This is a genomic window from Paenimyroides ceti (genome assembly GCF_030409925.1).
This window is the reverse complement of the sequence record NZ_JAUFQU010000001.1, coordinates 1796070-1820889: the sequence shown is the minus strand read 5'-3', so window position 1 is coordinate 1820889 and position 24820 is coordinate 1796070. Positions and strand designations below refer to the sequence as shown.

Genomic DNA, 24820 nt, shown 5'->3' with positions numbered 1-24820 from the left:
CTATGAGGTCGGATTTAGAATCCGACCCCTTTTAATGAATTAAAAATGTTGTTTAATGAACAATTATTACAAGGAAATAATAAAGAAACTAGAAAATGAAATAAAAGAGGTGTCTCTTGAACTGGATGGTTCCATAGCTTTGTATGAAGTTATTATTGAATTGATATTATCGATACTTTCGGAAATAAAGGAATATATACTAAAAAATGGCTTTGAAAGTATAGATGGAGAGATCCACTTTTTCAAATATCAAAAACCAGTCATTGTTGCAAAACTCATTTACTATAACGCTATCTATAAAATAGAGACAAAAAAACCTTATGGAGAGAAGCAAGTAAAGAAATACCTTAACAAGGAACAGAAAAAACTCAAAAAGTTCTTTGACAACAATATTGATTTTTACAAGTATTACCGTAGTGGCAACTCTTTTCTCGATGAGAATTTCTTTGTACGTGGAAAACACGATATAAGGTTGTGGTTGGATACGTTTTATTTTGAAGCAGACCACCGTTTTTGTACTTCTCATGATTATAAAGTCGCCAAAATAATCGCCAATGATTTGATACAGGTTTACCTTGAAGACCAGCTCAATAGCAATCAGGAAAAAGCGTTTGATAACTCTTCGCTCAATTGGACAGGAAGTAAAACGGCATTGACCGAACTGATTTATGCCCTGAATTCCCACGGTGTATTCAATAATGGAAATGCAGACATAAGATTGATTGCCAAAACATTTGAAAGCACCCTTAATATTGACTTGGGCGATTTCTATCATACATTTATGGAACTAAAATCCCGAAAAATAAACCAAACTAAATTCCTTGATAGTCTGCGGGATGCCCTGATAAAGAAAATGGACGAACAGGACGAAAGATAATGAACACAATTACAGTACTCCCCGTGGGATATGTACACTTTTAGTCCGAACGATACTTTCAGACACCTTTGGAGTTTCTGTATGCTTTTCCGCTTGTTCTTCGGGTTCTTCTTTCGCTTTTGTCATAGACAGCTGTATCTTCCGCTCCACGGAAGCCAGCTCCGTTTTGAGTTCACTCAACCGGTGTTCTTTGCTCCACGTACCATTCAGCACTTCCTGAAGAACAGGTACATCTTTTTGTATTTCAGTAATTTTCTTTTGCTCCTGCTCAATATAGACAGGTAGCTTTTCCAATGCATTGAGGAAATTCATAGATGCCAGTTTCTCATCTTTGGCGATGATACCGTTGTTATAGGTGTATTTGATATTGCCCTCACCTTGTATCAAAAAACGGTTTACCCGAATATCCACGCCCTCTTTTTGCGACATTTCCGTTTTGACCAAAAGCTGAAAACCGTAAAGACTGCCGATTTCTTCATAATCCCCGCCTGTGCGGGATTTATCCGCAAGCTGACCCAGCTTTGCACCGATTTGTTTGGTGTCCGCATTGGGCGATAAGCCCTCCAATTTAATAAGGTTGGCAACAGTGCCGTCAGACCGTTTTTGGATACGCCCTTGCAGGTTGTTCCAATCAAGACTCATACGGTCAAAGCGGGACTGGGCTTTTTCCAGTTCTGCCGTATATTCTCCCAATTTATATTTCGCACCTGATTTGGAGCGGTAGAACGATTGGCGTTCGCTTTCCAGTCCGGCAATCTGCTTTTCTATTTTAGCTTTGTCCAGCAGGTCGGTGTTTCCCATCAGGATAGCCACGTACTCCGAAAAGTTCATTCCCGATTTTTCGTCCATACTGCCCTCGTCAATCGTCCGTTTGCCAAGATTGTTGGATTTTAGTTGGTTGATGAATAGCTGTTTGTTGTACAGCAGGTTGAACTTGTAGCTGTCCAACGATTTTTCTACTGCGTATATGATGACGTCCACTTTGTTGTTGTTAAAATGTTTAGCGATTTCATTACCTTTTCGGATAGCCCGACCGTCCCTTTGTGCAAGGTCGGACGGTCGCCACGGCGTATCCAGATGATGCACGACAACAGCCCTTTTCTGTGCGTTTACGCCTGTACCTAACATACTCGTTGAGCCGAACAGCACACGGATGGTACCGTCGTTCATTCCCTTGATGAGTGCCTTGCGTTGCTTGTCGTTTTTTGCTTCCTGTATAAAGCGGATTTCGTGTGCAGGTATGCCGTGGTCTTCCACGAGCTTGCGTTTGATTTCGGAATAGATGTTCCATTGGTTAGGTTTGTACGTTCCCAAATCCGAAAAAACGAACTGCGTTCCTTTCTGTGCATTGAATTTGTTGTAATACTTGGCGATATTATTGGCACAGTGCGTAGCCTTGTTGTCGGAGTGGTCTTCGTAATGTGGGCTTACCATCCGCATATCGAGCGACATCTTGCGGGCGTAGTCCGTAGCGATAAGCATCTTTGCTTTTTCCTCCCTTTGGGATAACGGTGCTCTGCCCAACAATTCGCCCTTGCCTGTTTCGGCAAACTGCATCAGACTTTGGATAAAATCTTCCTGATCGGGCGTGGGTGGTATGTTATAAAATATCTCGTTCTTTTCGGGGCGGTCGATGCCAATCATTTCGGCAGTACGGTAGTCCGTGATTTCGGAGTAGAACTGGGCAAGCTCCGGCACTTTGATAAAGTAGCGGAAACGTTCTTTTGCCACGATATTGTTAGCCACCGAAAATTCATAATCGGTTGTTTTCTTCGCATAAATCGCCGCCCACGCATCAAAGGAGTTGATGCCCTGTTTTGCCAATGCCCGTGGTCGCAGGTATTTAAAGAGCAGGTACAGTTCGGTAAGCGAATTACTGATAGTTGTACCCGAAAGGAAAGTTGCTCCCATATCTGCATCAATGCGTTCCTGTATGGTACGGATAGCGAAGAGCAGGTTCATTGCCTTTTGGCTTCCCTCTTGATTGCCCAATCCGGCAACCCTCGAATGCCTTGTTTGGAACATAAGGTTCTTGAACTGGTGGCTTTCGTCCACAAACAAGTGGTCTATGCCCATCATCTTAAAATCCACTACATCATCTTTGCGGTTTTCAATATCGTGTTGTAACGTTTTCAGTTTTACTTCGAGGTTTTCCTTTTGTTTTTCCGCTCCTTTTAGCATCCATCTGGTTACTTCATCGCCCTGGCTTCGCATAACATCAAGGTTTTCCTCTACAGTGTCCAACTCTGCTTGCAGGATGTCCTTTTGTATTTCGGACGACTGGGGTATCATTCCGAACTGGTCGTGCGTGAGGATTACGCAATCCCAATCATTATTTTTGATGTCCCCGAAAATCCGCTGGCGTTTTTCGGGCGTAAAATCATCAATGCCGGGATAGAGGATTTTTGCGTGGGGATAAGCGGTGCGGTAGGCTTCGGCTATTTCGGGTATATTGGCTTTCAACCCGATAATCATCGGTTTGTGGGCTAATCCCAAACGCTTCATTTCCTGTGCCCCTGTACACATTATCAACGTCTTTCCTGCACCTACTTCGTGGTCGCAGATAGCACCGTTGTTGAGCTTTATCATCCATACGGCATCCTTTTGGCTACTGTACAGGTCTTCAATCCCTAAACCCTTGCGGTCTAATCCCGGAAATTCCTGATGGGAGCCGTCATAGTCCGGTCGGACGAAACAGTTAAAGGTATTGTTGTATCGGTCGGTCAGCCGTGTTTTGAATTCATCGTTCTGGGCGTAAAGCCACTCGGTAAAGGCGATACGGATTTCGTCAATCTTGGTGTTCGCCATCTGTATGGCTTCCATATCCCGCACCTTGACATCTTTGCCATCGACCTGTACCGTTTTGGAAATATCAGGCGTGGTATTGACAAGGGCGTGTTTGAGCAGGGCAATTCCGTCAAACGTCCGGCTTTGGGCTTTGACCGCATATTTATCCCATATATGGACGTTCTTTTGTTTACAGGTCACGGAGAAATCATCCGCACTTTCAGCATAATGTATATGGACTTCCGCCTCGAACAGGTGCGAGGCAAACCGGGCATAAATCCCCGTAGGTATCCACCGTTCGCCCAGATTAAAATCGAGCTCCTCAAATTCGATACGTCTTGGTCGGGCTTCCTCCAATACCGTAAGACTTTGTTTTGCTTCCTCATCATCGGGATTTTGCTCAACGTAGGCTTTAATTGCTTGAGCTTTCTCCACCACATTGCCAGCAATCCAGCGTTCGGCTATTTCGTATTCCTTTTGCAGTGGATTGTAATAAATACGACCGTGTAAAGCTTCTTTCAACGTATCGGCAGGCATACCGCTGATTTCGGACATATAGTCCAAATCCACCTTTCCCGTTTTGTTCAGCGAAGCTGACAAGGCTTCTTCGGGATTGTCGGTTGCTATGGTGGCGGTGGAAAAACTTACAGGACGGCTGAATATGTCCGCTTTATGTACCACACCGCCAACGACACGCTCCAGGTACCGGATTTCCTTGCCCGCACTGTCCGTTTTGACAAGTTCAATGTTCTTGGCATCGTTGAGATTACCGTACTTTTTGACAAAGGCATCGTACAGGCGGTTAATATTTTCCCTTTCTTCCTTGTGTTCTGTTTGAAGTTCCGCTTCTTTGATATAAAGTTGTTGATAAACATCACGCACCCCGATATAGGCTTCGGCTCTTGCTTTCTGCAATGACGACAGTTTCAAGGGGTGGAACACAGCCGTACCTTCCTCTGTATCCACGTCTTGCAGATGACCCACCCAACCGTTATCTGTGACAAGGCAGTCGTTCCGGTGGAACGTTTGCAGTTCGCCACTGTACGGAGCAGGTTTGGGAATGGTGTTGATGGCGATATTGGGAACGACCGGCGTGTCCGCTTGGTCATTCCCATTTTCTTGTGAAAACAAATCGCCAATAGCTTCCTGTTTTTTACTGTTTATTTGAATTGTACCGTTCGTAGTTCCGTTCGGTTTATGCGGTGTATAAGGTTGTTGCATCGCACTGCCGAACAGATTGGTCTGGCGAGCCGTTGTACTTCTTCTTTTTTTAGCAGTCTGTCTTTTGGCTTGTGTGCTTCTTTTGGGTGGAGCAACCACCATTACAGGTTCGCCCACATTTTCAAACAGGTCGAAAATGCTCAACTGTTTCAGCTCCTGCGGACTTTCCCGATGGATTTCGGGTTGTGGCTTTTGGGAAATGATTACAGGAGGTACATCTGCGACCGGAGGTGTAACCGTTGGCGTTGGTGTAACAGGGGTTTGTACCAATGGCTCATCGTTCCGTTCGCCCTTGTATAAGTTTAAGTCTAAACGGTTTCCAAAATCCTCGGAAAGCATTTGCTTCAAATCTTTGGCAATTCCGCTGGCACCACCTTGATGTGTATAGATTATTGCAGGTTTGCCGTAAGGATCGGTGTCAATCTTACGGTCGGTATGTATGACCCTTGAACCGTTCTGAAAGAAAGCATTGCTTGGTGTATCGTATTTGGTTTGTCTGCTTTGGCAAAACAGCTCTTCCGTTTCGGTCAGGCTTTGTTTCACTGTATTCTTTTGCAGGATAATCAGGTCGCTGCCGACTTCTGTACCTGCATATTCTGTAAAAAGGTCGTTGGGCAATCTTACAACCGAAACCAAATTATTATCCTGCATCAACGCCCTGCGTATGGGTTCATTCTTCGGGCTGTTGAGAACACCTTGCGAGGTAATAAACGCTTGTATGCCTCCCTCACGGAGCATATCATTTCCTTTCAGAAAGAAGTAATTATGTATGTTTCGGGAAGCCTGTACTTTTGCAGGGTCTTTACTTCGGGAAAAGGACAAATCGAATACGGAAGTATCGCCAAACGGGATATTGCTGGCAACAACATCATAGCTGTTTTGTTCCTTTTCGGGAATTTCCTCAAAACCACTTACACGGATTTTGCTTTCGGGATAAAGGTGCTTTAGGATTTTGCCTGTCAGCAAATCCTTTTCGTATGCGGTTACATTGGTTTGTTGGTTTTCGGAAAAGGATTGTATAAACGAGCCGATACCTGCGGACGGCTCTAAAAATTTTTGAATATTCACACCGCTTTCACGCAAGGTTTCAGAAATCGCATCAATGACCTGTGGAGGCGTATAAAAAGCCGTCAGTACAGAGCTTTTCATACTGTCCACATATCGGCGGTACTGTTTTTCATCTTCAGAATTTTCTTTGAGCAGCCTGTGGAGTTCCTGCGTAATGGGGAATAAATCGTGTTCAGTTTTCCGCCAATTATTGATGTCTGTTTTGCTGGCTATGGGGTTCAATACGAATTTAAGACCGCCAAATCCGCTGTAATGCATCAATGACAGTCTTTCGTCTGCGGTGGCTTGCCGTTTCTCCTTTTCCAATGTAAAAGCAATCCGCAGGGCATCAATATTCTGCCTAAGATGTTGCTTTTTACTGAAGCCCATTTTCCTCTATCCATATAGCGATTGCTCCGGTCAGTTCGGTGTAGAGCAGGTCAAAGGCATAGCCGTAAGCAAAATCATCGGTTAGCTCATATCTTACAAAAACAGGGGCACAGACAGGAAACATTTTAAGGGCGAACGGTCGCAGTTCTTCGTCTGCCATCAGGGTATCAAACTCATTGCATACCACTTGAAAAACCGTATCGAACTTGGAGAAATGCAGACCTTCAAAGAGGATGTAATTAGCTATTTCATCACATTGCTCAATAGCGTTGCCGGAGCGGAATGCTCCCTCATAGGCACTGGCAGCCCACGAGGAACGTTGCTCAATAAATTTTTGGTCGTGTGCCTTTTCGGGGAAGCTGCTGTTTAGCAGTTCTTGCAACCGTAATCTGAAATAAGACAGGTCTTTTTGCTGTGTATTCATACTATAATTTTATTTAGAATTTTGCTGAAAGCCTAAAATTATAGTGGTAGATAAGAGCTTTTGCAGAAGTGGCAGGGTTTGGCGTTGGGAGGCGGGATTTGGCGTACAGTAGATCCTATCCCGGTATCTCAATGGAGTTGTCCACTTCATTGCCGAATACATCCCACCCCTCAAAAGTATTGTTGTTATCTTCCGCCGGACTTTGCCGTGCAAAAAGCTCCACTCTGTCCACTTCTCCAAATAGGCGTACAATACGTTTCCTGATTTCGTCCGGTTTCTCCGAGTGCCTGCTCCGGGGAGATACAAGCACCTGCGGAACGTCTTTTGCATGGCGGACAAGTGGTTTACCTTTAGTAAACAACAGGACTATTTCCGCATTGGCACGGGTATAATAGCCCATTCCTGTAAAAATCCTGTCATTGTTCTTGTTGGTTTTTATCCACGTAAATGCAACCGTCTTGTAAGTAAATCCCCAGGCTTTTCCCAGTTCCAGTGCCTGTTCCAGACAGGGAAAAGTTGTCCACATCAATAGCACACAATCAGGCTTGGCAATAGCCTGTATATTCATTTCCTTTAAAAATTCGGGGCTTTGGGTCGGATAGTGGCTTTCCGCACTTCGTCCGGCTCCTTTCTTGCTCCATACTTTAAAATGCCAAGGAGGGTCAGCGTAGATGACATCGTATGTTTTAACTTTTGCATTCATTGCTGTTCAATTTTAATAGATACATTTTTATTTGTCACGGCCAAAGTATTAAAGGGAAGAACGGGAGCTGTGAACGTGGCAGGGTTTGGCGCTGAGAGGCAGGATTTGGCGTATTGGTATCTCCTAATAAGGCAGAAAAATGTACTTTTGTGCTTTAAATTTTAATTTATTGCCATAATGAACGAACTGATCGAAAAAATCAACGCAAGCTACGAAGCATTGAAAGCTGATGCAGAATTGCAAGCTGAAAAAGGAAACAAGGCAGCCGGGACAAGAGCACGCAAGGCTTCCCTTGAATTGGAGAAACTTTTAAAAGAGTTTAGAAAAGCATCTTTAGAAGCATCTAAGGGCTAAAATAAACCCTCTGAAAATTCGGAGGGTTTATTTGTTATTCAATATTTGAAGCATCCTGCCGACTTCAATATCCATTCTCGAAAAGGCAAACCACTTTTTGCCCAGGTCTTTGAGCGAAGCTCCGATATGATATAGTTCTGCACCGTCAATAATCAAAAATCGGTCGTGGGCATCGGAGAACGTCTTAATCTGAATCGGAGGATATTGGCTGTTGTAGCGTTGCTGGTCCAGCCGTAGCTGACTGCTGATGCTTTTGGTGTAGATTTTTGCGGTTACATTGTCCTTACGTTTTCCCAATAAGGTCAGTATCGTATCGTCTACATAATTATCCAATAGAATAATGGAGGTTTTTGCACTTCGGATAATATCCGATACAAAGGTATAGGCATCAAAAACCTGTCCGTTGTAAAAGATACCCTTTTCGCTATGGAGCTTGTCGCTTTCCAGAGCCTTAAATATTTCCTCAAATTTTTGGTCGGCTTGCAGTTGTTTCAGTTCAATTTTATCCAAACGATGAAACAGCGAAGCATTGCCGATAAGGATTTTCCGCATTTCTACAAAGGCGTTCATTATCTCAATGCTGACCTTTATGGCTGTTTCTGAACGAAGTACAGTCGATAATTGAGCTATGCCCTGTTCACTGAAAACATAGGGCAAATAACGCCTTCCGCCGTAATTCAAACTTGAGGTGCCAATTTGGAACCTCAAGTTTTCGACCTCATCTTCAGTCAGTTGAAAGCAGAATGATGTCGGAAACCGCTCAATATTCCGTTTTACAGCTCGGTTAAGATTCTTCGTTTCCACTTGAAATAGCGAAGCGAGGTCACTGTCCAACATCACTTGTTTACCTCTTACCGTATATATCAGGTTTTCAATTTCCTTTTGTGCTATTATAGGTTTGTCTGACATTAGTGCATTACAAATAGGTTTTTCCAAAAACTATGATAACTATTTCTTCCTTCTCTTTTCAAACTCAAAGGAAGTTTTGCAATCGGCATCCAACACGATATACGCATCGAATTTCTTGCCTGCCTTGCTTTTCATTCCTTTGATAAGTGAAGTTTTACCCTTATTGACGAGGTTTTCAATATCGGCATTGCCGATTTGTACCCCGCACACGTTACGGAACTGTATCCAATCACAAACCTCATCAGGACATTTGACAATCCTGTCACGGATAATGAGTTGCCGGCTTTTGCATTTTGGACAGATCAATTTCGGCAGGTTGCTTTGGGCAATGGAGGTCTGCAACAGTTCATTCGTAATGGTTGAGGCGTATTGCTCCATTTCTTTTTTAAACGCACCTGCATCTGCTTCGTTGTTTTCGATTTTCTGCAAAGCCACTTCCCATTCGGCGGTCATTGCCACATCTGCAATTTTTTGGTCTTTGACCAATCCGTATACCTGCAGTCCTTTTTCCGTCGGGATTAAGGATTTCTTTTCCCTTTTGATATAATTACGGGTAAACAGCGTTTCAATGATGGATGCCCTTGTGGCAGGCGTACCGATACCGATGCTTTGCAGGGCTTTCCGTTCTTCCTCGTTTTCGATTTCCTTGCCTGCGGTTTCCATTGCCGATAAAAGTCCGGCTTCGGTATACAGCACAGGCGGTTTGGTTTTCTTTTCCAAAACCGTAGCTTCCCTGATTTTCAGCTCATCGCCTTTTTTCAAATCGGGTAAATCCTGTATTGGCTCTGTATCTTCGTCAGAGAAAGTACCTTTTATAGAACGCCAGCCAGCTTCGATAATCTTACAGCCTTTCAGCGTAAAATCATAGTGCGACACTTCCAAAGAAACATCGGTCAGCTCTTTGATACAGGCTTGTGAAACGGCTTCGAGCAGGCGAAAGGCAATCATATCATACACTGCATTTTCCTTTGCGTTGAGTGCGGACGGTACTTTGCCTGTAACCAACAATCCGTGGTGGTCCGTTACCCGCAGATCGTTTACGATACGTTTGTTGAAACGTCCCCATTTCATTTTGGCTACGGCCCGCTTACAGGTTTCCCTGTCCTGCAAAGCTCTCACGAGGTCGGGGATTTCAGCCCACATATCTTCGGGAATGTATTTGCTTCCGGTACGTGGATATGTGATAAACTTCTTTTCGTAGAGGCTTTGGGCAATGTTGAGGGTTTCTTCGGCAGAGAGGTTGAGCTTTTTGTTCGCTTCCTTTTGTAGTCCTGTGAGGTCGAACAGTAGGGGCGGTTGCTCCGTGGTATTCTTGCTTTCCACAGATACAACCGTAGCCGTTCCGGTACGCTGGACGGACTTCAGCGTATCACCGGCAAGTTTTTGGTCTTCCCATTTGCTTTTTGAAATGCTTTTGAACGCAATATCCTCTTTGTGGTGCAATAACTGTATCTGCCAATACTTTTTGACCTGGAAATTTTTGTTTTCGAGATAGCGTTTGCATATCAAAGCCAATGTTGGCGTCTGTACCCGTCCGAGCGAGTAAACCCCATTTCCTGCGGCAATGCTCAACGCCTGTGTGGCATTGATGCCCACCAGCCAATCGGCACGGCTTCTACTTTGTGCGGATTGGTACAGTCCCTCAAACGCCTTTCCGTCTTTGAGGTTTTCAAAACCTTGCTTTATGGCCTTTTCGGTAAGCGAACTAATCCAAAGACGTTCAAAAGGTTTGTTGCATTTCAGGTATTCATAAATGTACCGAAAGATGAGTTCGCCCTCACGCCCTGCATCGGTAGCAACGATAATGCTTTCACTTTTACCGAACAGTTCTTTGATGATTTTCAGCTGTTTTAACGCTCCTGCATCGGCTTGATAGCCTTTGTCCTTTTTGACCTTGCGGACGGTCAATAAAAAAGGGTCCGGCAATATCGGCAGTGATGCCCTGTCAAACCCCGAAATGCCGTAATCTTCGGGCATTCCCAGCCCGATAAGGTGTCCGAATGCCCACGTAACAAAATAACCGTTGCCTGTCAGGTAGCCGTCCTTTTTATCGGATGCTCCCAACAGGCTTGCTATTTCCCTTGCTACGCTTGGTTTTTCTGCAATGACTGTTTTCATAATCAGCTTACTTTTCTACCTCTTGATTTTGCAGGATTTTTTGGCTTGTTCTGTTGCTCCTGCTGCTTTTCATTCTTCGGTCTTTGCTGCCCGGACTTCAAAGGCTCTTTGATGTTCTTGGTCGCTTCATTGGTTTTACCGTGTGAATTGACGGCGATCTGCGTTTTGTGGGCCTCGGTGGGTTTTATTCTTTCCTTGTATTGGTTGGGAAATTCAAAGCCTGTTTTTCCGGTTTCTTTGTTGAACGTGATGTAACCGTTGTACGTTTGCCCTTTCTTATCCACCAAACCTGCCATATAGACGGTTTGTCCCGCTTTGAAATCCTTGTACTGCTTATCGGTCAGCTCTTTGCCACGAAATATTTTCGAAGCCTCCTGTGGTTGGCTTTGCTGATTGTTCTGCCTGTTATTCTGCTGTTGTCTGTTGGAGTTGCTACGGTCAAACAAAAATTCGGGATAACGTTTTTCGGCATTGTACTGTATCGTTGCCGAGAACTCCGTTCCTTTTGTGGAAATCATACCGTCTAATTTGAGCGGTTTGCCCTCCATTAAGGTTTGCTTTTGCTCGTCATTCAGCTTTACGCCCTTAATTTCATCGGGAATTTTAATGAAGTCCGTCCGCAATGCAATTACATCATTGGTGAGCCTGTCAATACTGATGATAGACGGCATTAGTTCGCCTGTTTTAGAATTGATCAGATTAACCACACGCCCCATATTGCCTGTTTCGAGCAGATTTTTCTTATCTTCATCTGTAAACTTGTGTCCAAAGAACTCAAAGTGCAGATTAGGTTCTTTTTTTATACCGTGTATAGCCACAATGGCGTTTCCGTCTTCGCCTTGCTGTAAAGACAGACGAGCATCAGTACGGAGGATAGAACCGCCGAGATTAATGCCTATCGGTACAAGCTCATTGGTTTTGTAACCTTTCAGCAAAGGTTCGAGCAGGTTTCTTTTTTCAAGGTATTCCTTGCTCAATCCGAGATTTTTCATGGTATCCCAATCGATCTGTTCCGGTCTGAAGCGGTATTCGCCTGTTTCCGGTGTTGTCTGTGCTGTTGCCATATCGCTTTTATTTTCCTGTTTATTATTTGCTTGTGTGTCGGGTTTTATTTCGTGTTCTTTCATTACTTTTTCACCCTCCGGAGTGGGCTTATCAACCTGTTTCTGCATTTCCTTGGCTTTTTCGATCGCTTCGGGTTCGCCTACCCTGAAAAATGAAAAGTTGGTCGGGTTTTTCAGCTGGCTGAAAAAGTTGGAGAAGAAATTGGAAAAGAAATCGCCGTGCTTGTCCACACGCATAAACTGATTTTGGTTCTTTTTCGTGGGGTCAACGGTTTCCATTTTTCCGTTTTCGTCAATGCTCTTTACGGCTTGGATCTTCATTTTTTCTTTATCCAATACCAGCAATATGTCCGATAGCTGTTCGGGCATTTCCTGTTTGATTGTTGTTTCTTCGCTCATAAGATTAAAAATTTACGTTCATCGACGAAAGTAAAATAAGCGTTTACTGTCTCGCCCAATGTGGCACTCAAAGGCAGTGTTTGGCGTTCATTGGCTTTCATTTCTTTGGAGGAGGGTTAAAGCTCTCTCTTATGAACTGGTGTACGTCGGACAGTTTGTAATACAGTTTCCCGCTTATCGTATAATAGGGTAGCTTGCCGATGGAGCGATACCGTTGCAGGGAGCGGTTGCTGATTTTCAGCATTTGCAATAAGTCTTGATTATCCAATAATTCTTCGCCGTCTATACTGTTGCGTTTTTTCTGTGCGTTGTCTATCTGTTCGCCGAGAATATCAAAGCGGTCCATGATACGCTCCATCCATGCAATAAATTCTGATCTGTCAATGTTCATAGTTAAAGTCTTTAAGTAGTCACTATGCAAAATTGGTAAGGGTGGTAGGGATTGTCTGCCAAGACTTGCCAATTGGATTGAAGGTTTTTTGAATATTTTTTCAGTTTGTATAAGTTCTTAATTCATAAAGTTTTGAGGGTTTTGGGCGATATTTTATGTCAAAATGGAAAGGTTTTGCCAATTGACAGATATGGGCAAAGAAAAAAGCAGCACATGGGGGTGTACTGCTTAGGATAGAATTATTTCAGATCAATACCTTATTAGAGATCTTTATCCATATATTCTTCAAGGGAAAATTTGAGTTGGTCTAAAAAAGCCGTTCGTGAACCTGATCTTGTTTTCATTCGGTGGAATGCGTGATGTATATCGTTTAGTGGCGTTCGGAACAGTATCCGGAAAATCAATGCTAATTTTCTAATGCCTATTTTACCATGGGCAACTGAATTAGATGCATAGAGGGCGTAAATTAGCTCTATCAGTGCATTTTGTGAATTAGTCCAGGTAATGTCTTTATTGATATCCCCATTTATTAAAATTGTATCGGGGTTTTCATCAGGATTGATTTTGGTAAGCAGATAAGTATAGAGCAGTTCGTTGGCGATTATATGGGCTACTTTGTTATCATAGTAGGTAGAAAAACTAAGGTCAATTTCAAATACACCACTCTTTAATCCGTCGTGGTAATTGATTTGCCCGAGCCTGAAATACTTATGGTCACGGTCAGTTCTTCCCGCTCTATAGTACCTATAGAAATCTTCGTTGGATATACTTTCTTTATATTCCGATTTGAGTACCTTCAGCTGGTTTTCAAAGTAATTTTGATGTAATCTGCCATTGCTCACAGGACAGGTGGTTTCGATGCGGAATACCTTGTTGTAGTAAATGAGCTTTCCCAAAACTTGAGGCTTTATATTCTTAAAAAAATCAATCTCTTGCTGTTCATTTATAAAGTTGCCTTGTAATACTTTAGCTTTTATTATGCACAGCATGTCATTTAAGAACAAAGTCATTTGGTATGCTTCATCCACCGTCTGTACCATTTGAGAAGATAGTTTGGCTTCCTGATGCCGGATTTCCGATAATATTTTGCTCAAAACGATTTCCATAGTATAGTCTTATTAGGGGTTATTACTATTTGTTTCGGGAAATACAATTAACACCGATAAAACAAAGCTTGGAAGTAATATTGAACGCAATACCACAGATCACCCCAACTGGGGTGTTTTTTAGCTCATAACATGACTGCCGACACTAATGAACAAGGCTTATTTTTCAATTAAGATTAAAAAATGCACGTAAGTTCGAACCATTTATTTTTCTACTTTTCGTTTTGCATAAGCTGCTCAAAATAAATATGCTTATTGTTGGGCTAGAGCTGTCGGAATATTTAAATCTTCGAAAATTTTCAATAATTTCTCGAAAAAACGACGAAGTAATCCAAACGGCACCATTTAAAGACAAGTCATTCAATTTATTATTATTTTCAGATTGAGAGTACACTCTTGCGAGTTTATATAGTCTACACTGACGGGCAGTTATAGACGAAAACGCTTTTATACTATACCTGTTGACGTATTAAGGCATTTTTAACTGGAACTCCATACCCTAAAATCGATCGTCTTTTTAATTTGAAATCATCTACAATAAAATAAATATGAATAATTAAATAAAAACATCTATATTTGCATAAGTTTGAAACGATATACAAAATTGAAAAAGCAATTAAAAGATATTTCTGATATGCAATTTGGTTTCTATGAGAAACCGAAAGAGGAAGGAGAACTACTCTATCTTCAAGCCAAGAATTTTAATAGTTACGGTTTGTTTGAAGATAGAATAGATGGATGGATTGATATTTCCGAAAAGTCTAAAAGTCATATTTTAGAAGATGGGGATATTTTGTTTGTGGGAAAGGGGATGCGCAATTTTGCTTGGAAATATAGTGCCGATATAGGAAAAGCAATTGCTTCTTCTATATTCTATGTAATCAAACCTAAGTCTGAATTGGTAGATGCTGATTATTTAGTAGCCATTTTTAATTCTTCTAAATATCAATCGTTCTTTCAGACCTTAGGAGCGGGCAGTTCCATTCCGTCCATTCGTAAAAATGAATTGGAAGCAGTGGAAATTCCATTACCCCCCTTAGAAATCCAAAAAAAGATAGCAGATTTAAGTTTACTGCATCAAAAGCAACTTTTGCTAACCGAAAAATTAATAGAAGAAAAGAATAAATTATTTCAAGCAGTTATAAACGATATTTTAAAATAGGATGGAAAAGAAACTTACTCAAGCAGAGATCAACAATATAGTATGGAAGGCATGCGACTCATTCAGGGGCGTGCTGAGCAGCGGACAGTATAAGGATTATATATTGACAATGCTTTTCGTTAAATATGTTTCTGATGTGTGGAAAGACAAAAAAGCATTCTACACCGAAAGATATAAAGGAGATCGTACTCGTATAGAGCGTGCTTTGGCAAATGAACGATTTAAGCTCCCTGAAAATGCGACATTTGATTATTTATTTGAGAATCGGAACGATGTACAATTAGGGGATTTGATCGATCGTGTTTTGGAGCAAATCGAGGACTCTAACCGATTAAAATTGGCGGGGGTTTTTAGAAATATTACGTTCAACTCAGAGTCCAATTTAGGCCAAACAAAAGACCGTAATAGAAGATTAAAGAATTTGTTGGTCGATTTTTCAGAAATGGACTTGCAACCTTCACACTTAGAGGGCAATGATGTTATCGGCGATGCATATGAATACCTAATATCCATGTTTGCAGGTGATGAAGGCAAAAAATCAGGAGAGTTTTATACACCGAGCGAAGTATCATCCTTACTGGCTAAACTTTTAGCACCTGAACCTGGAAATCGATTAAATGACCCTACTTGTGGTTCTGGTTCGCTATTGATTAAGTTAGCCAAAGAAGTAGGTTCTGATAATTTTTCTTTATACGGTCAGGAAGTAAACGGCAGCACCTGGGCTTTGGCTAGGATGAATATGTTTTTGCACGAAATTGATAATGCCACCATTGAATGGGGAGATACTATAAACAATCCTAGGCTTTTGGAAGGTGATGAGTTAATGAAATTCCATATTGTGGCCGCAAACCCTCCGTTTTCATTGGATAAATGGGGTGCAGAAAATGCAGTAGCCGACCAATACAATCGTTTCCATCGGGGCGTTCCTCCTAAAAGCAAAGGTGATTACGCTTTTATTAGCCACATGATAGAAACTACTTATGAGGATATTGGCCGAGTGGGCGTGATTATGCCACATGGCGTTTTATTTAGAGGAAGTAGTGAGGGGAAAATTCGTCAGCAATTGATTGAAGAAAATTTATTGGAAGCCGTGATTGGTTTGCCTGCCAACTTATTTTTCGGCACAGGTATTCCGGCTGCCATCTTGATTTTTAATAAAGCCAAAGGTACGAATACTGATGTCTTATTTATCGATGCCAGCAAAGGTTTTGAAACTGGGAAAAATCAAAATAAATTAAGAGACGAGGATATAAAACGCATTGTTGAAACCTATAAAGCGTTTAAAATTAACGCTCCTCTGACGACGGATGAAGGACATGTCATTGAAGATAAATATGCTTACAGAGCAACGTTTAGCGAGATTAAGGAAAATGACTTCAACCTTAATATCCCCCGTTATGTAGATACATTTGAAGAAGAACCAGAAGTGGATATTAAGGCCGTTCAATTGGAAATAACGAAAATTGAAAAGGAACTTAAAGAAGTGCAATTGGAGATGAATAAATACTTAAAGGATCTAAACTTTTTATAATTATGATAACAACCGAACAGAAAACTGAATTAGAGGACATATTAGATGTTTTAGGAGAAAACCTAAGTATTACCGAATCTCAGCATGAAGCTGCTGTCCGTAGTTATAAAGCGGTGGGCAGTTGGCTTACGAATAATGAATCAAAACTGGCTCCTTACAGTCCCGTAATTAGCCCGCAAGGTTCATTTATTATTGGAACAATTATTCAGACGATTGACCCTGATGGAGATATGGATCTTGATATTGTATGTGAACTGAATGGGAAAAAACAGGACTGGACTCAGAAAGATGTAAAAGAAATTGTTGGAGAGCAATTGGCAAAACACAAGAAATATGAATCTATACTGGATGAAGAAGGACGTAGATGTTGGACCTTGAAATACAGGGAAAATGGCTCGCCTAATGAGCGATACCATATGGATATCTTACCAGCAATTAATACTAATGGACATTCCATTATTCTTGAAAAGGCATACTCGAATCTTAAAGACCAAAAGATTGAAGACTTGGTTCTTAGTATAACCGATAATGAAAGATTACCAGAGTATGAAATTTCTACAGATCCTAATGAATGGCTTCAAAGTAATCCGTTTGGTTATGCTAAGTGGTTTATGGGTATCGCAGACGATATTAAAGGAGAACGTACAAAAATGTTTTCTCTTAATGAGTCAGTAAACCCAACACCAAAGTATCAGAAAGACAGATTGCCTCTCCAAAGGGCTGTGCAGCTGTTAAAGAGACATCGTGATATAATGTTTAAAGACTATAGTGATGATGATAAAAAGCAAAAACCGATTTCATGTATCATCACAACCTTAGCGGCAAAGTCATACAACGGAGAAGATAATATTACCGATGCTTTACTAAGTATTGTTAATAATATGGGGAATCATATTGAGGAAAAGTACGATTATGAATTGAATAGATATGTAAAATGGGTTTCAAATCCAGTTAATGAAACTGAAAATTTTGCAGATCGCTGGGCATTGCAAGGATCAAAAAGAGAAGCATTTTTCAATGATTGGTTAGAGCAGTTAAAAGTGGACTTTGGAATTTTTCAATCTCCTTTTAATCGAATCAATCTTTCAGAATCTTTGAAAAAATCTTTTGGTAGTGAGCCTGTAACTAAAACTTTTTCGGATGTTGGTAATAGAATGAGGTTGCTCACAGAATCTGGCAATAATCACGTAGATCGTAAAGCAGGTGTTGTTGGTTCGGCAATAGCTGGACTTACAAATGTTGCAAAAGTGAGTGCACATAATTTTCACGGGAATGATTAAAAAGAAAAAGTTAACACTTTATAATCAATTGGGTGGATTGAAAAGAGATTTTGCGTTTGGTGAATCCAAAATTATTAATGGTAAAACACTCCAATGGCTTGGGACTTTAAAATCTTCGCCCATAGGAGATGAATATAAAGTGAAACTTATTTATGAAGTAGGTAATTCTCCAAAAGTGTTCGTTTTAGAGCCATCACTTTTAAAATTAGCTGATGGAGAGACAAAACTACCACATGTGTATGATCAAAAAAAACAACGCTTGTGTTTGTTTTACCCAGATTGGAAGGAATGGAATAGTTCTAAATCAATAGCTCAAACAGTAATGGTTTGGGCTATTGAATGGCTTTATCATTACGAATTATGGTTAATTACAGGTGAATGGTTAGGTGGAGGTACAGTTCACGGTGAAACAAAAAAAGATACTATTAAAAATGAAGCAGACAACTCAATATAAAAATACGGCCATCGGAAAAATCCCAATTGATTGGGAAGTGAAAAAGTTGAGGGAGTTGGGTGATACATTTTCAGGTTTATCTGGAAAAAATAAAGAAGACTTTGGCAAAGGCTATCCATATATACCCTATAAAAACATATTCCAAAACAGTAAGATTGACATCAATTTTATGGATTATGTAGATATTAAGGAAAGTGAAAAACAGCATAAAGTAAAATATGGAGATATTTTTTTTACAACTTCATCGGAAACAGCGGAAGAAGTAGGAATGTCATCAGTGTTGTTAGATGAAGTAGACATTATGTATTTGAATAGCTTCTGCTTTGGATTTAGATTAAAGAATAACAATGTTTTGGATCCTTTATTTTCAAGCTATTTATTAAGAGGTGAGAACATAAGAAAAGAATTAAATGTTTTGGCTCAAGGATCAACAAGATTTAATTTATCTAAATCTCAATTGGTAAAACTAATCATACCAATTCCACCACTTCTTGAACAACAAAAAATAGCCAAAGTATTATCTACGTGGGATAAAGCTATTCAAGAAACCGATGTCGTCATCAAAAAATTGAAAAAAAGGAATAAAGCATTGGCGAATAAGTTGTTTTTGGATAACGATAAGAAATCAAATCAAAAACAAATGATGCAGATTGTAGATCGAATTAAAAATTCATTTATTCCTGAAAAAAACACATTATATAAACAAATTGGAATCCGATCTCACTCCAAAGGACTATTCTATAAAGAAGCTGTAACTGGGGAAAGTTTGGGAAATAAATCTGTTTTCTGGATTGAGCCCGATTGTTTCATTGTTAATATTGTATTCGCATGGGAACAAGCAATTGGTAAAACAACGGATAAAGATATAGGGTTTATAGCTTCACATAGATTTCCTATGTATAAGCCAAAAGAAGGAGTTCTAAATTTAGATTATTTACTATATTTTTTCAAGTCTCTCAAAGGAAAATATTTATTAGAACTAGCTTCACCAGGAGGAGCTGGCAGAAATAAAACATTAGGACAGACCGAGTTCCTAAAACTAAAAATCCCTGTACCATCAATGGAGGAGCAAATTAGATTAGTAGATATTCTGAATACAGCTACTAAAGAACTACAACATTATCAGCAAAAACTTAATAACCTAAAATTGCAGAAAAAAGGATTGATGCAACAATTATTAACAGGAAAAACCAGAATTAAATGAGTGAAGAGAAATTCAAAGTTCTGAGTTTAGATGGAGGTGGTATCAGAGGAATCTTCCCCGCTGTTATCTTAACAGAAATAGAACGAGATTTAAAAAATAAAGGAAGTGAAAAATGGCAGATTTACCAAAATGTAGATTTGATCTTTGGCACCTCTACTGGCGGAATACTAGCATTGGCTTTATCTTTAGGTATTCCTGCGGAAGAAATCAAAAAACTATATTTTGAAAATGCTTACAGTATTTTTGGTAAAGGTAAAAATCTGTTTTTTTCTTTGTTTGGTTCAACGCACAAAAGAGAGACTTTAGAAAGGTTGCTTATTGATATCTATAAAAAATATAATGGAAATAAAATCCCTTTGTTGAAGGATTGCAAAATTCCCGTTGGTGTTTCAGTGTACGATCTTCATAAAGGATGTCCTTCAGTCTTAAAGAGTATGTACCATGAACGCTTCAAAAGAGATCCAAATTTACCTCTATTTAAAGCTGCCTTATCAACATCATCTGCACCAACATATTTCGACCCCTATTCTTCTGAAGATTATGAGGATTTAGACGGAACAAGTATTGAGTTTAAGTATAAAGTTGATGGAGGTGTATGGGCAAACAATCCATCCCTAATAGCACTGGTTGAAGCTCAAAAAGCCTTTAATAAAGAATTACAGGAAATCAATCTTCTATCTATTGGGACTGGACAAAGTGTGTTTTTAGAAAATAAGAGAACTAAGGGATTCGGTATCTTCTATTGGATTTTAAATAACAAGAAAAGAATTATTGAACTTTTTATGCAAGGACAATCTCAACAGGCTGAAAATCTTATCAGCCTATTGAAGAATGGTATAGACAAGCAAGAACCCGATAATTTTGGTTATCTCAGATTGAATACAATCTTTGAAAACGAAGTAGATTCTATTCAAATGGATGAAACTAACCAAATTAAATTGAAGGATTTAGAAGTAAGAGCCATGAATGCTTACAAAAGAAACAAAGGTGAAATACTCAGAATGTTGAATATCTGTTAACAAGATTGGATTTTCAAGAAATCAATAAAAAGTTGATGATTTCAATTGAATAGCTAATGGGATTCTATAATAATATAAAAAAAGCAGTACAATGAAATACTTAGTGTGGGATCTAAAGCAACTTAAACGAGGAGAGCGAGTTAAAGTGACTTTAACAGGCAATGCGGCAAATGTCCGTTTGATGGACAGTTCTAATTTTCAGAACTATAAAAATGGGAGACGGCATCGGTACACTGGCGGTTTGGTCAAAAGGTCGCCTGTTGTTTTAGGTGTTCCCAGTTCAGGGCATTGGTATGTAACCGTAGATATGCAAGGTTTGAGAGGTTCAACAAATGCAAGTGTACAAGTTCTTCCTTCCGCACTACCAACATATCAGGACACACCACTTTCGGATGTGCCTTCTTTAGTTCAGGGTAGAGAGAACTCTCCATTCGGAAATCAAGAGGAAGATTATAGAGCGCACGATGTATTTATATCCCATGCATCTGAAGACAAAGATGATATAGTACGACCTTTAGCCTTAGCTCTAATGAACGAAGGGCTGTCAGTATGGTATGACGAATTTGAATTGAAAATTGGTGATAGTCTGCGACGAAAGATTGACAAAGGATTGGCTAAAAGCAGATTTGGTATTGTTGTATTATCAAGAAGTTTTATCAAAAAGGGATGGACTAACTATGAGCTAGACGGCATGATTACACGGGTTGTCGGAGGTGAACAAGTATTATTACCCATATGGCATGATATTACTAAACAGGAAGTTGTTGATTATTCTCCATCAATTGCAGATAAGGTAGCAAGAAATACAGCGAATTTCACTGTAGAGGAGATTGCGCAAGAAATAGCAGAGTTAATTAATAATACAAAATAGCAAAAAAAGATGGCACGTAAAGAAAGACACGTAGTACCTAACTCTGAAAAAGGTGGTTGGGATTCTAAAAGAGAAAATGCGGAAAGGGCATCCAAACATTTCGACACCAAAAAGGAAGCGATGGATTGGAGTCGTGAAAAGGCTAAACAAGAAAAATCTGAGTTGATTCCACATGGCAAGGATGGGAAAATTCAAAATCCAAATAGTTATGGTAATGACCCAAATCCACCAAAGGATAAAAAACTATAGATTCTAAGAAAAGCTTGAGAAAGAATTAGAAATAAAACTTATCCATTTAGATAGATCAGGCACATTAGTGATTAACCAATAAAATTTAAAAAGAATATGCAGCTTAACTACTTTCCGATAAATATTGAGTTTGAACAATATCAAATCAGTACTGAACTGTATAGCGATGAACGTCTTACTGAATTAAGGAACTTGCACAATGCTACACATTCGTTTTTTAGAAACGGTGAGTCGATATACATCTCTAACAAAGATGGTGATGAAAATACTACTATTGGTTTGACATCAAAACGAAGCACATTTGGCGATCATCAGATTACTTCTTCATTAATAAAGCATGTCTTTTTCAGAACTTTTAAAGATCGTTTTCCTAAATATACACCTGTTGATTTTTATCCTTTTCGATTTTTTTCTGGCCAGCAAAAAGACGATATTATCTATGATGCTCTGCCTGATAATTTAAAAGATCGAATTGCTTATAAAAAACTAATAGAAGTTCAATTACGATTAACTGAAATAAACGGCAAAAAGAAATTTGGATTTTTAATTAATATAAAACGCAATTGGATTTTTACAAAATCGTGTTCAGACTTGCACGCTGAAGGTTATAATTTAATCGGTGTAGAAGTTCTATATGCCGAAACCTTGCCAGGACTTGATAACATACTTGCACCCAATGAAGAATTTGTTGGTGAGATTATAGAAATTACAGGAAAGAAAGCCGTCGTAAACACTAATGAAGGAGAAAAAGAATATTCATTGAATGAATTGTTTATTCGTAAAACAAAACACAATATTAGAAACTACTTAACCTTTGCGACTTCACAACAAAAAAGTGATGAAGTATTAAGTGTAATTGAGCGAAAGCGTTCAGACATTTACAATCCTAAAAAACTTTATAAAGAAATAGCTAATATTGCGAAAGCACTATTTAATGATAAAGGAAGTCCGATTTTATTTCAAAATAAGGAAGGTTTTTGTTTTACAGTAGACAGTAACCCTCTGGTTGTTTCAAATACCATCGAGCTAAAAAATCCCACTTTTATTTTTGATCCCGCAGCTATTAAAACAACGAATACTAACCCTCACAATGGATTGAATAATTTCGGACCTTACGATAGTAGTATTTTTGATATTAAGTCTCCCAATGTGCTTTGTATTTGCAACAAAACGACAAGAGGAAGTTTTACAAAATTTCTTTCAAACCTAAAAGAAGGTTTACCACAGTCAAAGTATTTTCAAAAAGGATTACAGAAAAAATACGATTTACACAACGTTACTTTTAACATAAAAGAAGTTCAAAATAATATGTTAAGTGACTATCTGATGGTAATTCGAGATTATGACGACAATAAACCACATTTAGCAATTATTGAAATCCCTGAAAATTTCAAATTGCTAAAAGACGAAGATAATCCATACTATCAAATTAAAGCAAAGCTACTAGCACTTGAAATTCCAGTTCAGTTTGTTACCTCACGAATTGTGAATAATCACAATGAATATATTTTAAATAATATTGGATTACAGATTTATGCTAAATTAGGAGGTACACCTTGGGTCTTACCAACACAACGTTCTGTTGATAGAGAATTGGTCATTGGTATTGGTCATAGCTGGCTTAGGAAAAATCAATATGTAGGTGCAGATAGTAGTCGTGTCGTAGGTATTACCACATTTTTTTCAGGTGATGGACAATACCTACTTGGTGGTAAAGTAAAAGATGTATCATTTGAACATTATTTTGAAGAACTTTTAAAGAGCCTTAAACAATCTATTGAACACCTTTCTTCCACACAAGGTTGGAGTGACGGAGATACCGTGCGTTTGATTTTTCATATTTTCAAACCAATCAAAAATGTCGAGTTTGATGTAATCAGCCAGCTTATTAAAGATATTCCTCAATATAAAATCAAGTTTGCTTTTGTTACTATTGGAAATACGCACCCAACCATTTTATTTGACCCTAATCAGCAAGGAATAACATCTTATAGAAATAGCATCTCGAAAGGTGAGTTTATACCAAAAAGAGGAAGTAATGTTTTTCTTGATTCGGAAACCTGCATTGTACAAATGTTAGGGGCTAATGAATTAAAAACATCAAAACATGGAATGAGTAAGCCTATTCAAATAAAAATTAGGACACCCCAAGGAAACTACGATAATAATGAATTAAGCGATATGTTGTTTTATGATTTAAGTTACATCACCCAGCAAATCTTTTCATTCACTTATTTATCGTGGCGTAGTTTCTTACCAGGTGAGGAACCTGCTACTATGAAGTATTCTAATCTTATTTCACGCTTGCTCGGCAAAATGAGAAGTGTTCCCGGTTGGGATGCAGATAAATTAAATTATGGCTTAAAACAGACGAAATGGTTCCTTTAGAAGAAAGAATAGATTATCTATCAAGAGTCAACAAAAGTCAAAAACTCACAGCATTTAATAATTTGTTGTTAGATAAGCTTATTGTTGTCCCAAAGGATCAGGATTTGAATGAACCTGAGGAATATTATTTGGGGATTGTAAAGGCTATCCAAGAACACAATAGTGCAGATTTTGAAAAGCATTTTGAAAAAAAGTGCAAAAGTAAACCAGGTAAAGATTCACCGGCTCCTTTTGTAAATGATGATTTTCTGATATTTTCATTTATAGTTGGGGTTGTGCAATTTAACATAGATAAAAACTGGATAAATCACATTATTTCCATCAGAAATAGAAATGATATAACAATTACTTTTGAGAATATCTTGAAGGAAAACTATGCAAGTACTAGCAATTTGCCAGAAATAGTGTTGATGTTTTTGAAATTCATAAATCAAAGTCTCATTACAAATGACCTTCTTAATTTTACATTTCGAAAGATAAATGAAAACACTATTTTGTTTGACGACAAAAGCGACTTTCGGATTTTGTGTGCTATTAGAGCATACGATTTAATAATTGAACGAAAAGAAGCCACCGAAGGGAATGAAATTACCTTACTAAAAAAATTTAATCAAAACTTCAAAAAACGCATTAAAATTTTATCTTGGATTTTACAATCAGCACTTTTTTTTGGCTTGATTTTCGGATTGCTTAAACTCCCAATTTATTCTCCTGAGACTATTGCGTTTCTTGATAAATACGATTTTATGTTTTCCGTTTTTGGTTTTTTGGGTTTTACAATTGTTGGAAACCAAATTCCATTCGTTAAAAACAAATCACAAGAATTACTAATGAGATTATTTGGTTATCCCAAGCAACTAATCAAAAACTAA

At 39.1% G+C, this 24820-nt stretch carries 21 protein-coding genes and 1 pseudogene; 13 read left to right on the top strand and 9 right to left on the bottom strand.

All coding sequences use genetic code 11. The features are described from left to right. Nucleotides 1–55 precede the first annotated feature (55 nt). Nucleotides 56–877, top strand: a complete 822-nt coding sequence (locus tag QW060_RS08975) for an RteC domain-containing protein (RefSeq protein WP_286651219.1) — start codon at nucleotides 56–58, stop codon at nucleotides 875–877. Between the two features lie 9 nt (nucleotides 878–886). On the opposite strand, the gene QW060_RS08970 is transcribed toward QW060_RS08975, so the two are convergent. Genes QW060_RS08970 through QW060_RS08955 form a run of 4 tightly spaced genes read right to left on the bottom strand, consistent with a single transcriptional unit; the run spans nucleotide 887 to nucleotide 7449 of the window. Next, nucleotides 887–6322: an N-6 DNA methylase gene (locus QW060_RS08970; protein WP_290363285.1), complete on the bottom strand. Its 5436-nt coding sequence runs from the start codon at nucleotides 6320–6322 to the stop codon at nucleotides 887–889. Further along, entirely contained in the window at nucleotides 6309–6746 is a 438-nt protein-coding gene (locus QW060_RS08965; protein ID WP_290363284.1) for a DUF1896 domain-containing protein, read from the bottom strand. The genes QW060_RS08970 and QW060_RS08965 overlap by 14 nt, the downstream gene beginning before the upstream one ends. 9 nt (nucleotides 6747–6755) lie before the next feature. After that, nucleotides 6756–6896 carry a hypothetical protein gene (locus tag QW060_RS08960; RefSeq protein ID WP_290363283.1) on the bottom strand — a complete coding sequence of 47 codons (141 nt, stop codon included), beginning with the start codon at nucleotides 6894–6896 and terminating at the stop codon, nucleotides 6756–6758. Further along, nucleotides 6862–7449 carry an MT-A70 family methyltransferase gene (locus QW060_RS08955; protein ID WP_290363282.1) on the bottom strand — a complete coding sequence of 196 codons (588 nt, stop codon included), beginning with the start codon at nucleotides 7447–7449 and terminating at the stop codon, nucleotides 6862–6864. The genes QW060_RS08960 and QW060_RS08955 overlap by 35 nt, the downstream gene beginning before the upstream one ends. A 177-nt stretch (nucleotides 7450–7626) precedes the next feature. On the opposite strand from QW060_RS08955, the gene QW060_RS08950 reads away from it, so the two are divergent. Next, entirely contained in the window at nucleotides 7627–7803 is a 177-nt protein-coding gene (locus QW060_RS08950) for a histone H1 (protein ID WP_034727134.1), read from the top strand. A gap of 27 nt (nucleotides 7804–7830) precedes the next feature. Here QW060_RS08950 and QW060_RS08945 read toward each other — a convergent pair whose 3' ends face one another. From QW060_RS08945 to QW060_RS08925, 5 genes are all read right to left on the bottom strand, one after another. Continuing rightward, on the bottom strand, nucleotides 7831–8739 hold the full coding sequence (locus QW060_RS08945; RefSeq protein ID WP_450091473.1) for an ORF6N domain-containing protein: 909 nt from the start codon (nucleotides 8737–8739) through the stop codon (nucleotides 7831–7833). 12 nt (nucleotides 8740–8751) lie between these two features. Further along, a complete protein-coding gene (locus tag QW060_RS08940; RefSeq protein ID WP_290363281.1) occupies nucleotides 8752–10830 on the bottom strand; it encodes a type IA DNA topoisomerase in 2079 nt (692 codons plus the stop codon). Between the two features lie 2 nt (nucleotides 10831–10832). Then, on the bottom strand, nucleotides 10833–12293 hold the full coding sequence (locus QW060_RS08935; RefSeq protein WP_290363280.1) for a DUF3945 domain-containing protein: 1461 nt from the start codon (nucleotides 12291–12293) through the stop codon (nucleotides 10833–10835). Nucleotides 12294–12390: 97 nt separating this feature from the next. Beyond that, the gene (locus QW060_RS08930) at nucleotides 12391–12684 is read right to left on the bottom strand and encodes a helix-turn-helix domain-containing protein (protein WP_290363279.1); all 294 of its coding nucleotides are present in this window, start codon (nucleotides 12682–12684) and stop codon (nucleotides 12391–12393) included. 260 nt (nucleotides 12685–12944) lie between these two features. Next, complete coding sequence (locus QW060_RS08925) at nucleotides 12945–13790, bottom strand: RteC domain-containing protein (protein ID WP_290363278.1); 846 nt, start codon at nucleotides 13788–13790, stop codon at nucleotides 12945–12947. 634 nt (nucleotides 13791–14424) lie between these two features. On the opposite strand from QW060_RS08925, the gene QW060_RS08920 reads away from it, so the two are divergent. From QW060_RS08920 to QW060_RS08865, 11 genes and pseudogenes are all read left to right on the top strand, one after another. After that, entirely contained in the window at nucleotides 14425–14952 is a 528-nt protein-coding gene (locus QW060_RS08920; protein WP_290364736.1) for a restriction endonuclease subunit S, read from the top strand. Nucleotide 14953: 1 nt separating this feature from the next. Then, nucleotides 14954–16483: a type I restriction-modification system subunit M gene (locus tag QW060_RS08915; protein WP_290363277.1), complete on the top strand. Its 1530-nt coding sequence runs from the start codon at nucleotides 14954–14956 to the stop codon at nucleotides 16481–16483. Nucleotides 16484–16485: 2 nt separating this feature from the next. Next, a complete protein-coding gene (locus tag QW060_RS08910; protein WP_290363276.1) occupies nucleotides 16486–17763 on the top strand; it encodes a nucleotidyltransferase domain-containing protein in 1278 nt (425 codons plus the stop codon). Then, nucleotides 17756–18217 carry a hypothetical protein gene (locus QW060_RS08905; protein WP_290363275.1) on the top strand — a complete coding sequence of 154 codons (462 nt, stop codon included), beginning with the start codon at nucleotides 17756–17758 and terminating at the stop codon, nucleotides 18215–18217. Before QW060_RS08910 ends, QW060_RS08905 begins: the two co-directional genes overlap by 8 nt. Beyond that, a pseudogene (locus QW060_RS28470) lies at nucleotides 18195–18701 on the top strand (restriction endonuclease subunit S); the annotation flags it as partial. The gene QW060_RS08905 and the pseudogene QW060_RS28470, both read left to right, overlap by 23 nt. A 105-nt stretch (nucleotides 18702–18806) precedes the next feature. Further along, the gene (locus QW060_RS08890; protein WP_290363272.1) at nucleotides 18807–19421 is read left to right on the top strand and encodes a restriction endonuclease subunit S; all 615 of its coding nucleotides are present in this window, start codon (nucleotides 18807–18809) and stop codon (nucleotides 19419–19421) included. Continuing rightward, entirely contained in the window at nucleotides 19418–20440 is a 1023-nt protein-coding gene (locus QW060_RS08885) for a CBASS cGAMP-activated phospholipase (protein WP_290363271.1), read from the top strand. The genes QW060_RS08890 and QW060_RS08885 overlap by 4 nt, the downstream gene beginning before the upstream one ends. 91 nt (nucleotides 20441–20531) lie before the next feature. Next, nucleotides 20532–21311, top strand: coding sequence for a DUF1883 domain-containing protein (locus tag QW060_RS08880; protein WP_290363270.1), 780 nt, complete (start codon nucleotides 20532–20534; stop codon nucleotides 21309–21311). A gap of 9 nt (nucleotides 21312–21320) precedes the next feature. Then, nucleotides 21321–21560, top strand: a complete 240-nt coding sequence (locus tag QW060_RS08875) for a DUF2188 domain-containing protein (protein ID WP_250067040.1) — start codon at nucleotides 21321–21323, stop codon at nucleotides 21558–21560. A 96-nt stretch (nucleotides 21561–21656) separates the two neighbouring features. Further along, a complete protein-coding gene (locus tag QW060_RS08870) occupies nucleotides 21657–23948 on the top strand; it encodes a Piwi domain-containing protein (RefSeq protein WP_290363269.1) in 2292 nt (763 codons plus the stop codon). After that, nucleotides 23936–24820: a hypothetical protein gene (locus QW060_RS08865; RefSeq protein WP_290363268.1), complete on the top strand. Its 885-nt coding sequence runs from the start codon at nucleotides 23936–23938 to the stop codon at nucleotides 24818–24820. The genes QW060_RS08870 and QW060_RS08865 overlap by 13 nt, the downstream gene beginning before the upstream one ends.